Genomic DNA, 12,098 nt, shown 5'->3' on the forward strand with positions numbered 1-12,098 from the left:
GAGACCCGCCGGGGGCGCTCACCACACAGGGCGTGGGGGCCCCCGGCGGGGGCGCGGCCGGGGCGCCGCCCCCGGGCACAACCGCACGGACAGATAGCCGCCCTGGGTCCTGTGTTGATCATCGCGAGTGGCGCCAGCCCCAGTCAATCCTATGCACTCCTAGCCAAACCCAAGCTGTGGCTTGGGTTTGTGGCTTTGGGTGTGTCGCGCGACTGCGGGTCGGTGGTGGGCCGGGTTCCTGACTCAGCGGCTTCTTCGACCGATCGGCAGCGCCGAGCGGTGCCCGCAACGTGCACCGGCAGATCGCAGGGCTGACTTTCCGACGGCGGTGTGCGGCGACCGCGTTGTTGGTTAGGGTGGCGGGCAGAGGCTGTCCGTGCGGGCCAAGTCAGATACGACGGGGGCTTGTTGGTGGGGCATTGGGGTCAGCAGCAGAAGCCGGCGGGCACGTTGGTTCATGGCTGCCCACCGGTCGGATGAAGAGCGCGGCCCGACCGGGCGCGGTGGGCGTGTGACCGGCCGACCGGTACCCGCGCTGCCCCCGTTGTTGCGCGGGTGGCTCGGCCTGATCGCGGTCCTCGCCGCACTGGCGGTCGTTGTGCTCGGGATCCTCTATGCCGGGGACAGCGAGCCCGGCAAGGTGGACGCGCGGATCCTGGCGGCGGTGGGCGGTGTGGGGCCGTCGTGGCGGTACGTCGCCCTGGCCACGGACTTCCTGGGGGAGCCCGGGGGAGCGGCGACGCTGGTCGTGGCCGCCGTGGCGGGCTGCCTCCTGCTTCGGCGTCCTCGCGCGGCGGTGCTCGTCGTTGCCGGTGCCGGGCTGACCGTGGGGACAACGACGCTGCTCAAACCCCTGGTGGGACGCACCATCCACGACGGGCACCTGTCCTACCCGAGCGGGCACACCGCCTTCGTCACCGCGCTCGCCCTCGTGGGGGCGCTGCTCGCGACCGGCCGGCTCGGCCTCGGCAGGACGGCCGGCACGACCCTCGTACTCGCCGCGGCGCTGGTCGCCGGCGCCGCCATGGGCTGGGCGCAGGTCGCCCTGGGCGCGCACTACCCGACCGACGTCCTCGGCGGCTGGTGCACCGCCCTGGCGGTGATACCGGCGACCGCGTGGCTGGTCGACCGCGTGGCTGACGCCGGTCCGCGCGAGCTTCGCTGACGTCACGTCATCCTGTTTCCCGACACCCCACTTCACGCCAGGCGGCGGAATACGGGCTTCACCGGTCGTCCGGCCGTCCAGGGGGTGGGATCAGCGGCGTCCAGTGCCTTCCGGTACACCGCACATGCCTGGGCCACCACATCGACGGTGTGATCGATGTCGGCCTCGCTGAGCGCGCTGCTCACCACGAACGACGGAGCCAGCACTCCGCCCGCGAGCAGCCGGCGCAGGAAGAGGGTGCGGTACCGCTGCGACGGCTGCCGGTTCTCGTCGAGGGTGGCGAAGACCAGGTTGCTGGCCCGGCCCCGGACGACGATGTGATCGCCGACGCCCATGCCCGCCGCTGCGTCGCGGACACCGGCGGCCAACCGCTCGCCGAGAGCGTGCAGCCGCGCGGTGACACCCTCTTCGACGTAGGTGGTGAGCACGGCCATCGCGGCTGCCAGGGAGTGCGTCTCCGCACCGTGCGTGGTGGACAGCAGGAACACCCGGTCACCGGAGTGGCGCAGCCCGCCCCGCTCCATCAGCTCGCGGCGCCCGGCCAGCGCGGAGACGGCGAATCCGTTGCCCAGCGCCTTGCCGAACGTGGAGAGGTCGGGGACGACACCGAACAGACCCTGGGCGCCCGCCTCGGACCAGCGGAAGCCGGTGATCATCTCATCGAAGATCAGTACGCAGCCGTGCCGGTCGGCCAGCTCGCGCAGGCCGGCGAGGTAACCGGGCGGCGGCTCGGTGTGGGTGGCGGGTTCGAGGATCAGGCAGGCGACCTCGTCCTGGTACCGGGTGAGCAGCTCCTCCGTGGCGGCCAGGTCCCCGTAGGGGAAGGCCACGGTGAGCGCCTCCGTGGCCGCCGGAACACCGGCGGACATCGGCGTGGTGCCGATGAACCAGTCGTCCACGGAGAAGAACGGATGGTCGGCGCAGATGGCCACCCGCGGACGCCCGGTGGCGGCGCGGGCGAGGCGCACCGCGGCGGTGGTGGCGTCGGAGCCGTTCTTCGCGAACTTCACCATCTCGGCGGTCGGCACCGTGGCCAGGAAGCGCTCCGCTGCCTCGACCTCCACGATGGACGGCCGGACGAAGTTGCTGCCCCGGTCGAGTTCCCGCCGCACCGCCTCGATCACGCGTGGGTGGGCATGGCCGAGGCTGACCGACCGCAGGCCGGAGCCGTACTCGATGTAGCGGTTGCCGTCTATGTCCCACACATGGGCACCGCGGCCGTGGCTGATGACCGGGGCCAGGTTCTCGGGGTACTGGTCGTCGCCCTTGGCGTAGGTGTGCGCGCCCCCGGGGACCATCGCGTGCAGCCGCTCGTTCGCCATCCGCGACCGGGGCAGGAGGAACTCTTCGGTGTCCACGCTGACTTCACCTTTCCTTATCGCTTCAGGGCCTCGGCGAGGCTCGGTGCCTCCCGGTCCCGCTGGGACATCGATGTGACCGGCAGCGGCCAGGGAATCGCGAGCTCCGGATCGTCGAAGGCGATCGTCACGTCCTCGGCCGGATCGTGCGGGCGGTCGATCCGGTACGAGGTGTCGGCGGTTTCGGTCAGCGTCTGGAAGCCGTGCGCGCACCCCGCCGGGATGTAAAGGGTCACCTGCGTCTCGCCCGACAGCTCGAAGAAGCCCACGTTTCGGTAGGTCGGCGAGTCCGTCCGCAGGTCCACGACGACGTCGAAGATCCTCCCGTACGAGCAGCGGACCAGCTTGGCCTCACCGGCGCCGGAGCGCAGGTGCAGGCCGCGCAGCACCCCCCGGGCCGAGCGGGACAGGCTGTCCTGGACGAAGGCTTCCGGGTCGAGGCCCACCGAGCGGACCACGTCGGCGTCGAAGGTGCGGCAGAAGAAGCCGCGCTCGTCGGCGTACGGCGTCGGTTCGAACAGGTATGCGCCGGCGATCGCCGGGACTTCGATCGCTTTCAAGGAGTCTCCCGCAAGGCATCCGCATCGGCTTGGACTTGGGCTCGGGTGTGTGCGTGGTCGTGACCGGTCGCCGGGAACAAGGATGCGGTCAAGGCGGCGAACTGGTGCTCCAGTTGCCGGGCCGCTACCAGATTCCGCTCGGCGAGGGTCCGCCGCAGTTCTGCCGATCTCCGCTCCAGCGCCCGGAACTGTTCGAGCAGCCGGTCGGCGTCGACCTCGCGAGCCGGATGGCAGTACGCGGCAAGACCCATCCGAGCCATGAGCGCGTCGCTCTTCGCCGCATAGCTGAGCGCGAGTGTCGGCGTGCCGGTCTTCAGCGCGCAGATCAGATTGTGGTACCGGGTCGCCACCACGCTGTCGGCCGCCGCCATCTCCTGCGTCAGATCGGCCAGCGACGCCGCCTCGGTCGCGGTGGCCAGTGGCGAGTCCACCGCGTCGAGGATCGCGGCGACCACCGGTGCGTCGCACTCGTCGCCGGTGAGCAGCCGGACCGGCCTGCCGTCCTCGACCAGCGCGCGGACGAAGCGGGTCGTCCCGTCGAGGTAGCGCCGGTGGATCTCCTCCGCCCTGGCGCGGTCGTCGTTACCGCCGTGGAAGTCCATGACGCCGACGCAGACCGGGCCGGGAAGGGCCGAGGGCGACGCGCTCGTCGGCAGCGTCGGCAGGGCGAAGGCGAGGTCCGGGTAGACCTCGTCGCGCGCGGTGTCCACTCCCATCTCCCGCATCGCGTCGCGGGATTGGGCGTCCCGGTACGAACGGTACGCGGCCAGCCGCGCCGACCAGCGCACCAGAGCCCGGGTCGGCCGGTCGCGGATCGCGGCGGCGCCGACGCTGACCAGCGCGACCCGGGTGCGCAGCAGCCGGCCGGTCGCACAGAGCAGGAACAGCGAGTACGGGAACCCCCACGGCCGCAGCGGCAGCGTGGCCTCCAGGACGCCCATGCCCGGCACGATCACCACGTCGTGCCGGCGCACCCAGGCGGCGGTGCGGACGGCGTCGACGAGTTTGCCCAGGCCCTTCGCCGCGATCGCGCCCGCACGCGACGCGGTCCGGTACTCCCCGCGGTACCAGTGCAGCCGTGTCGCGGGGATCCGGTACCGGGCCGCGACGACCTCGGGTCCGCCGCACAGCGCGTCCACGACCGCCTCCGGGTGCTCGGCGCGCAGGTACCCGAGCACGGCCTCGAGTGACCCGTCGTTGCCGAGGTTGCCGGAGCCGAGCAGGCCGAACACCCCGACCCGAACTGGGGCCCTGTCCGCGGAGGTCAAGCCTGCCTCCCCTCACGGCCGGCGACGAGAGCGTCGACGGAGACGGCGAGCCGGGCCGGGTCGACCGGTGCCCGGTCCTCGACCCGCTCGCCGGCGCCCGGCCGGACCCGGCTGGTCATCCACGCGGCCAGGTGGCGGTAGCACGCCCGCCGGTCGGCCGGGGACAGCGGCGCCCGCCGGATCGCCGCGACGAAGCCCCAGACGTACTCGGCGAGCAGCCGGGGCGTCGGGTGCAGCGGTCCTGCCCGGCGCGGGTCCAGGTTGACGCACCTGGAGCGCTTGGAAGGGTTCGCCCGCTCGGCGCGGGTGGGGTGGTCGCGGCGGAAGTACAGCAGCTCCGGCACCTGGTGGAAGGGCCCGTGCAGGGTGATCTCGGCGACGAACGTGCGGTCCGCGTGGTGGTAGCTGTCGTGCGGCTTCACCCGGCGCAGCACATCCGCCCGCATCACCCCGTAGAAGTCGTCGCCGCCGGGCTCGAACAGCAGACTGCGGAAGCGCTCCGGGGCGCGAGGCGAGTCGGTGGCGAGCCCGTAGTCGTAGGGGACCTTCACCTGACCGCTGCCGTCGATGACCGCCTGGCCGGAGTGTGCGAGGACCAGGTCCGGCCGCTCGTCCAGCGCCTGAACGCAGCGCCGCAGCAGGTCCCGGGCGTACAGGTCGTCATGCGAGGCCCACTTGAAAAGCTCGCCGCGGCACTCGGTGAACACGTAGTTGTGGTTCGGCGCGGCGCCGATGTTCCGGGGCAGCCGGATGTACCGGATGCGCGAGTCCTTCCCGGCATACTCGCGGCAGATGTCCCGGGTCCCGTCGGTCGAGGCGTTGTCGGAGATGACCAGCTCGAAGTCCTCGTAGGTCTGGCCGAGCAGGGCGTCGAGGGCCTCGGCGAGGTACTCCTCGCCGTTGTACACGGGCAGGCCGATGCTCAGCCTGGGTTGGGCGGTCATGAGGTCCTCACTTCGGGGATGGGATTGCGCTGGTGCTCGCGCACGGCGGACCGCAGGTGCAGCCACCACACGGCCGAGCCGCAGAGGGTCGCGGCGGCGACGCCCCAGGCCGAGCCGACCGTGCCTGCCACGGCCGCCCCGCCGAGCCCACCGCCGACATAGCAGGCGGAGGCGAGCAGTTGGCAGCGCAGGCTGCGCCGGGCCGCGCCGAGCGCGCGCAGCCCGGCCGCCGCGCCGGTACCGAGTCCGGCGCCTGCGACGCCGAGCGTGGCCGGCACGATGAGTTCCGAGGCGGAGTGCCAGACGCCGCCGAGTACGAGCTCGCCGAACCGGTCCGGCACCAGCAGCAGCGCCGCGCCCCAGAACAGTGCGGCGGCGGCCTGCGCGCCGCCCAGCACGAGGCAGAACGCGGAAAGCCGGTGCGGGGCCCGCCTCAGCATCCGGGCCGCCTCCGCGACAGTGACCAGCGAAAGCCCCATCAGCACGGCGAGGAACGGGCCGAGCAGCAGCTCGGCGCCCCGGACCACACCCACCGCGCTCACGCCGACGATCGCGCCGAGTCCGTACGCCCGTAGCTGGCTCGCACCGCTGACGCAGGTGTTCTCGACCAGGTACCGGTAGCCGAGGTCGCGGTGCTCGCGAACCCACTCGCGCGCACCGCCCAGGTGGGGCAGGACCCCGGACTGGATACAGCCGTACACCGCGGCCACCGCGGCGGACACGCCCCAGGCGAGCACGAAGGCGGCCACGCTGCCCACACGGGCCGCCACCACCATGGCCGGGACGAGGGCGAGGCCCCAGACGACGTCGTTGACGAACGCCTTCCGCCCGGTGCCGGCGGCGAAGAACGAGTACCGCCAGGCGTCCTGAAGCAGCAGCCCCGGCAGTATGACGCCGAGGCAGGCGAACGCCGGCCCCACACTGCCGCCGAGAGCCGGTCCGATGACCAGGCACACCGCGCCGACGGCGGCACCGATGCCGAGCGCGGTACCCGACGACCGGGCCACCGCCCCGCGCCAGGATGCGTCCGGCACGCCGCTGAAACGCACCACGAGCGGGTCGGTGGCCAGCCCTCGGGAGACACTGAGCACCACGCCGTAGGTCACCCAGGCCAGGCTGAACACGCCGAACGCGGCCAGCCCGAGCGAGCGTGCCACGTAGATCCCCACCGCGAAGTTGGTCATGCTGGAGGCCGCCTGGTCGGCCAGTCCCCAGGACAGCCGACCGACTACGGCCCGCCTTCCGGCCCGCCGAGCGTCTCCGGTCGGGGCTGCCGTCGCGGTCGCGGTCTGCCCGTTCGGAGCCGCCGTTTCCGCGGCGACTTGTTCGGCGTCAGCCGTCGGCGCGGTTTCGTACGGTCCGGCCGTTGCCGTTGCCGTTGCCGTTGCCGTTGCCGTGGCGGGTGGTTCGGCCGTAGCCGACGATGCCGTCGCGGTTTTCTCGGCCGTGGCCGACGACTCCGTCGCGGTCTGCTCGGCGGCCGCAGCGGCCGCCGCCCCCTGCTCCCCCTCGGTGGCCATCGGCGTCACGCCTTGATCAGCCCGGCGCCGTGCAGGGCGCCTGCCGCGGCTGCGACGGTGTCGAACGGCAGCCCTGACCGCTCGGCGACGTCCAGCAGACTGTGCTCGCCGTCGGAGAGGCTGAGCACCCAGAGCATGGCCATCTGGGCCTGCTTCGCGTCGCTGCGGCCACCGAGCGAGTCGTACAACCCACGTCGGCCCAACTGCGGTTCGCCGTAGGGGCTGAGGTTGACATACCGCCGGTTGCGGTCGAGGACGGCAAAGGCCTCGCGGCACAGGGCGAGAGTGTCCGCCATCGCCTCCGCGGAGACGAAGTCCAGGTTGTCCGCCGAGGTGTGGTACTCGGGGTAGCCGGCGTACGGGGTCCGGCTGAGCGAGCCCACGCCGAGATCGAACCCCGGCGAGCAGAACTGCCGCTCGTCGTAGCCGTACGGAGTGAACTCGGCTACATGGTGGGGACGTTCGGAGGCGAGCAGCACATGCCGCATCACCCGGTCGATCTCCGCGTCGCCGCGCCTGCTCTGCTTGTACGTCAACCTGCCCGCATCGCCGGCGCAGGCCAGCACCAGCCCGTGCTTGACCCTTCCCCGAGCTCCCGGTGCCTCCTCCGGAGTTCGGCCGGGAGGAGCTCCGGGAGCAGGAGATACCCCATTCACCCGCTCCGCGTTGCGGGCCAGCCAGGTGATCGCCCCGATGGTGCCGGGCGCGAACAGGAACCGGTACGTGTACCACGGCGTATGCTCCGCCAGCGCCCTGGCCAGGAACGTCGCCACCGCGATGCCGGCCAGGTTGTCGTTGGCCAGCGACGGGTGGCAGACGTGGCAGGAGACGATCACTTCGTCGGCGACCTGCCCGGGGACGACGTGCTCGGCGTACGTGAGGTGACCATCGGCGAGTGTGGAGTCGATGCGCACCTCGTACTCGCCGTCCGGCAGCGCGTCCAGGGTCTCCTGGGCCAGGCAGAACCCCCATTCCGGCTTGTAGTAGCTGGTGCGGTACGGCACCCAGGCCGGGTGGTCCGGCAGGGTGTGCAGATGTCCGCGCAGCTCGGCCAGCGGCATCGTCGCCGACACCGGCACGCTGTAGCCGAGTACGTGCAGGCTGGACGCGGCGAAGTCCACGACCCGGTTGCCGGCGGAGTCGGCGATGTACGCGTCCCGGATGTTCCACTCCTGCGGCACCGTCCAGTCGAGCACCTGAGTCCCGGTCGGCACCTCGTGCACCCGCAGCGGGAGGTACTCGCCGACGATCTCCAGGGTGGCGCGCACACCGTCGCCGGTGATGCTCCGGCACAGCGGGTACAACCGCTCCACCAGCGCATACATCTCTTCGCCGACCGTGGTCACCGGCGCCACCGCAGGGTGTCGTCCACGGCGCCGGTGTCGCACGCCGCGCGCAGCACGGCAAGCCGGGTGAAGCGCTGCTCGAAGTCCTCCCGGGTCAGGCCGTGTTCCCGGTAGGCGTCGGCGAGTTCGAGCGCGCCCCGCTTCACCGTCCATTCGCAGTCGAAGCCGGGTATCGCGGCGCGGAAGCGGGAGAAGTCCACCCGGTACGACCGCGGGTCGGCACCGGTCTCCCCGGTGATCACCACCTTCGAGCCGGGTACCGCGTCGGCGACCTGCTCGGCGATCTCGGCGACCGTGACGTTGTTGGTCTCGCTGCCGATGTTGAACGCCCGGTCGTGCACCGCTTCCCGTGGCGCGGCCAGCGCGGCCGTGAAGGCCCGCGCGATGTCGGCGGCGTGCACCAGCGGGCGCCAGGGGGTGCCGTCGGAGAGCACCAGCACCTCCCCGGACAGCAGCGCGTGGCCCACCAGGTTGTTCAGCACGATGTCGGCGCGCAGCCGTGGTGAGTAGCCGAAGGCGGTGGCGTTGCGCATGAACACCGGGCTGAAGTCGCTGTCGGACAGCGCGTGCAGGTCGTCCTCCACCCGCACCTTGGACTCCGCGTACGGCGTCACCGGGCGCAGCGGGGCGTCCTCGGCCACCAGGTCGTCACCGCCGGCGGCGCCGTAGACCGAGCAGGTCGACGCGTACAGGAAGCGCCGCACTCCCGCGTCGCGGGCCAGCCGGGCCAGCCGCACGGACGCGTGGTGGTTGATGTCGTAGGTGAGCTCCGGCGCCAGCGCTCCCAGCGGGTCGTTGGACAGCGCGGCCAGGTGGATCACGGCGTCCACCCCGGCCACGTGTTCGGCCGTGACGTCGCGCAGGTCTACCCGGTGCCCCGTGGGGGCACCGCCCACAGGCGCGCCGGCGCCGACTGGGGGAGGGTCCGAGGGCTGCGGGCCCAGCACGCAGTCGGCGAACAGTCCGGCGTCAAGCCCGACGACCTCGTGCCCGGCGGCGGCGAGTACGGGGGCCATCACGGTCCCCAGGTAGCCCTGGTGTCCGGTCAGCAGTACGCGCAAGGTTCATTCCCCCAGGTCGAGAGTGAGTTTGGTGACGGCGAACGCCTCGGCGTAGCGGGCGTGGCTTTCGATGCCGCGGATCCGGGCCAGCCCGAGGAAGGCCTCCCGGTCGTACCAGGGCCGGTGCCGCTGCGAGGGGTAGTGCTCCTGCAGCAGCCGCACCTTCCGTTCGGCGATCTCCGTCGACAGCGGCTGGTACGCCACCGGACGGCCGAGATCGCCGTCCCACTTGACGATCTCGTAGCCGAGCACGAGATGGTCGCGGAACGCGGTGGTCATCAGCTTCGCCAGACCGCGGTGGTCCTGGTGCGCGTCATCGGTACGCGGAGCCAGCACCAGCTCCGGCTCGGTCCGCTCGCGCAGCTCCTCGACCGCGGCCTTGGCCTCGTCCCAGTACGCCGGCAGCCGTCCGTCCGGCAGCTTGAGCACGGTCAGCCGCAGGTCGGCATCCGGGCAGAAGGCGGCGAGCGCGGCCCGCTCCTCCTGCTCCCGCTCGCCGCCACCGCCGGAGAGCACCAGCGCGTCGACGCGTACGCCCGGCCGCGCCAGGCACAGCGTCAGCAGCGTGCCGCCAGCGCCGATGGCGATGTCGTCGCAGTGCGCGCCCACCGCGACGAGCCGGTCCAGGCGCCCGGCCCCGAGCCGGATCACGCCCTCACTCCGAAGCCGTGCCTGCCGCCGGTCGCGTTCGCCGCCGCGCCGTCCCGTTCCCACACGGCCCACGGACGGTCGCCCCGGGCATAGGCGTCGTCGAGCGCGGCCCGCTCCTTCACGGTGTCCGTCGGCTTCCAGAAGCCGCGGTGCTGGTGCGCCACCAGCCGTCCGCGCTTGGCCAGTTGGGCGCATCCGTCGGCGACCAGGTCCCCGTTCTCCGGAATGTGGTCGAAGACCTCCTGGCGGAGCACGAAGTAGCCGCCGTTCTCCCACAGCGGCATGTCACTCACCGCGGTGATACCCCCCACCAGGCCGTCCTCACCCAGCTCCACGCAGTGGAACGAGGACTGCGGCGGCACCACCATCATCGACGCACCGGCGTCGCGCCGGGCGAAACGGTCGATCATCTCCGGCAGCGGGGCATCGGTGAGTACGTCGGCGTAGTTGGCGAGGAACATCTCGTCGCCGTCCAGGTGGTGCCGCACCCGGCGCAGCCGCTCCCCGATCGGGGACTCGATGCCGGTCTGCACGAACGTGATCGTCCAGGAGGAGATGTCGGTGGACAGCAGCTCGGTCCGCCCGTCCCGCAGCACGAAGTCGTTGGACGTGGTCTCCTCGTAGTTGAGGAAGAAGTCCTTGATGTGGTGGGCCCCGTACCCGAGACACAGGATGAACTCCGTGTGCCCGAAGTACGCGTAGTAGCGCATGACATGCCAGATCAGCGGGCGCGGGCCGACCATCGCCATCGGCTTGGGCACGTCGTCGGAGGCGCCGCTGCGCATCCGCATCCCGTAACCGCCGCAGAACAGTACGACCTTCATGCCTTGACCTCGACAATGCTCAGTTCCGGTATGGGAAAGACCAGCCGGCCGCCCCAGGCGTGCACGTAGGAGAGCTGCTCGACCAGCTCGTCCCGCAGGTTCCACGGGAGGACGAGGACGTAGTCCGGTCTGTCGGCGGCTATCCGCTCGGGCGGCAGGACCGGGATGCGGGTACCCGGGGTGAACCTGCCGTGCTTGTAGGGGTTGCGGTCGACCGTGTACGGGAGCAGGTCGGGCCGGATGCCACAGTGGTTGAGCAGGGTGTTGCCCTTCCCCGGGGCGCCGTAGCCGACGACCGTCTCGCCGCGCTCGGCCGCCTCGATGAGGAACCGCAGCAGGTCCCGGCGCACCTTGGCCACCCGGGCGGAGAACTGGGCGTACCCGGACAGCTCTCGCAGACCGGCTGCCTTCTCCCGGTCCAGCACCTCGGCCACCCGGCGGGTCGGCTCGCCGGCCGTCTCGGTCGGCCGGGCCCACAGCCGGATGGAGCCGCCGTGCGTGGGCAGCAGCTCGACGTCCACGAGCGTGAGTCCGCCGCTCGCCAGCGCCCGGGTCGCGGACGCGACCGTGTAGTACTGGAAGTGCTCGTGGTAGATCGTGTCGTACTGGTTCTCCTCGATCAGGGTCAGCAGGTGCTGCACCTCGATGGAGACCCAGCCGTTGTCGGCGACCAGGCCGCGCAGCCCCTGGGTGAACCCGACCACGTCGGGGATGTGCGCGTACACGTTGTTGGCCACGACCAGGTCCGCCGGACCGTGCTCGGCGCGTACGTCCGCGCCGATGGCCGGGTCCAGGAACTCCGTGAGCGTGGGCACACCCGCGTCACGTGCCGCAGCGCCGACGTTCACGGAGGGCTCGATGCCGAGGCAGCGGATCCCGCGGTCCACCATGTGCCTCAGCAGATACCCGTCGTTGCTCGCGACCTCGACCACGAAGGAGTCGCTGCCGAGGCCCAAGCGCTGTACGGCGCCGGCGACGAAGGTGCGCGCGTGCTCCACCCAGGAGGTCGAGTAGGAGGAGAAGTACGCATACTCGCTGAACGTCTCCTCCGGCGTGATCAGCGGAGGGATCTGCGCGAGCCAGCAGTCGGTGCAGACCCGCAGGTGCAGCGGGTACGCCGGCTCCGGCAGGTCCAGTTGTTCCGCGGCGAGAAAGCTCTCACACGGCGGGGTCGCCCCGAGATCGACGACGCTCGCCAGCGCCGCCGAGCCGCAGAGTCGGCATCGTGTCATCTACTGTCCCCATCCCGCTCGCGCCGCGGGTCCCCCCACCGCGAGCCAGTGTTCTTCTCCCCTACCGGGGGGCGGGGGTGCCCGCCCCCCGGCGCCGCCCCCGCCGCGGGGGGGGTGCCCCCGCCCCCCGCCCGGCGGACGCACGGCGCGGGGGGTTGGCGCGAGCGCG

General features: G+C 71.9%; 11 protein-coding genes. 1 reads left to right on the top strand and 10 read right to left on the bottom strand.

Annotation, left to right across the window (positions count from 1 at the left end):
- The first annotated feature begins 511 nt into the window (after positions 1-511).
- Positions 512-1,165, top strand: coding sequence for a phosphatase PAP2 family protein (locus tag ACFWI9_RS29585; RefSeq protein WP_387166882.1), 654 nt, complete (start codon positions 512-514; stop codon positions 1,163-1,165).
- A gap of 32 nt (positions 1,166-1,197) precedes the next feature.
- Here ACFWI9_RS29585 and ACFWI9_RS29590 read toward each other — a convergent pair whose 3' ends face one another.
- From ACFWI9_RS29590 to ACFWI9_RS29635, 10 genes are read right to left on the bottom strand one after another with little or no spacing between them, the layout of a single operon-like run.
- Positions 1,198-2,523 (bottom strand): glutamate-1-semialdehyde 2,1-aminomutase, encoded by a 1,326-nt coding sequence (locus ACFWI9_RS29590; RefSeq protein ID WP_387166885.1) that lies wholly within the window; start codon positions 2,521-2,523, stop codon positions 1,198-1,200.
- Positions 2,524-2,540: 17 nt separating this feature from the next.
- Positions 2,541-3,083 carry a dTDP-4-dehydrorhamnose 3,5-epimerase gene (rfbC, locus tag ACFWI9_RS29595; RefSeq protein WP_387166888.1) on the bottom strand — a complete coding sequence of 181 codons (543 nt, stop codon included), beginning with the start codon at positions 3,081-3,083 and terminating at the stop codon, positions 2,541-2,543.
- Positions 3,080-4,351 carry a polysaccharide pyruvyl transferase family protein gene (locus ACFWI9_RS29600; protein ID WP_387166891.1) on the bottom strand — a complete coding sequence of 424 codons (1,272 nt, stop codon included), beginning with the start codon at positions 4,349-4,351 and terminating at the stop codon, positions 3,080-3,082. Before ACFWI9_RS29600 ends, rfbC begins: the two co-directional genes overlap by 4 nt.
- Entirely contained in the window at positions 4,348-5,295 is a 948-nt protein-coding gene (locus tag ACFWI9_RS29605; RefSeq protein ID WP_387166893.1) for a glycosyltransferase family 2 protein, read from the bottom strand. The genes ACFWI9_RS29600 and ACFWI9_RS29605 overlap by 4 nt, the downstream gene beginning before the upstream one ends.
- Positions 5,292-6,815: a hypothetical protein gene (locus ACFWI9_RS29610; RefSeq protein ID WP_387166896.1), complete on the bottom strand. Its 1,524-nt coding sequence runs from the start codon at positions 6,813-6,815 to the stop codon at positions 5,292-5,294. The genes ACFWI9_RS29605 and ACFWI9_RS29610 overlap by 4 nt, the downstream gene beginning before the upstream one ends.
- A gap of 5 nt (positions 6,816-6,820) precedes the next feature.
- Entirely contained in the window at positions 6,821-8,170 is a 1,350-nt protein-coding gene (locus ACFWI9_RS29615) for a DUF4910 domain-containing protein (protein WP_387166899.1), read from the bottom strand.
- Entirely contained in the window at positions 8,158-9,222 is a 1,065-nt protein-coding gene (locus ACFWI9_RS29620) for an NAD-dependent epimerase/dehydratase family protein (protein ID WP_387166901.1), read from the bottom strand. The genes ACFWI9_RS29615 and ACFWI9_RS29620 overlap by 13 nt, the downstream gene beginning before the upstream one ends.
- A gap of 3 nt (positions 9,223-9,225) precedes the next feature.
- A complete protein-coding gene (locus ACFWI9_RS29625) occupies positions 9,226-9,873 on the bottom strand; it encodes a PIG-L deacetylase family protein (RefSeq protein ID WP_387166904.1) in 648 nt (215 codons plus the stop codon).
- The gene (locus ACFWI9_RS29630) at positions 9,870-10,697 is read right to left on the bottom strand and encodes a glucose-1-phosphate cytidylyltransferase (RefSeq protein WP_387166907.1); all 828 of its coding nucleotides are present in this window, start codon (positions 10,695-10,697) and stop codon (positions 9,870-9,872) included. The genes ACFWI9_RS29625 and ACFWI9_RS29630 overlap by 4 nt, the downstream gene beginning before the upstream one ends.
- On the bottom strand, positions 10,694-11,929 hold the full coding sequence (locus tag ACFWI9_RS29635; protein WP_387166909.1) for a class I SAM-dependent methyltransferase: 1,236 nt from the start codon (positions 11,927-11,929) through the stop codon (positions 10,694-10,696). The genes ACFWI9_RS29630 and ACFWI9_RS29635 overlap by 4 nt, the downstream gene beginning before the upstream one ends.
- Positions 11,930-12,098: the final 169 nt, after the last annotated feature.

The organism is Streptomyces sp. NPDC127084, assembly GCF_042724175.1.
Classification (GTDB): domain Bacteria; phylum Actinomycetota; class Actinomycetes; order Streptomycetales; family Streptomycetaceae; genus Streptomyces.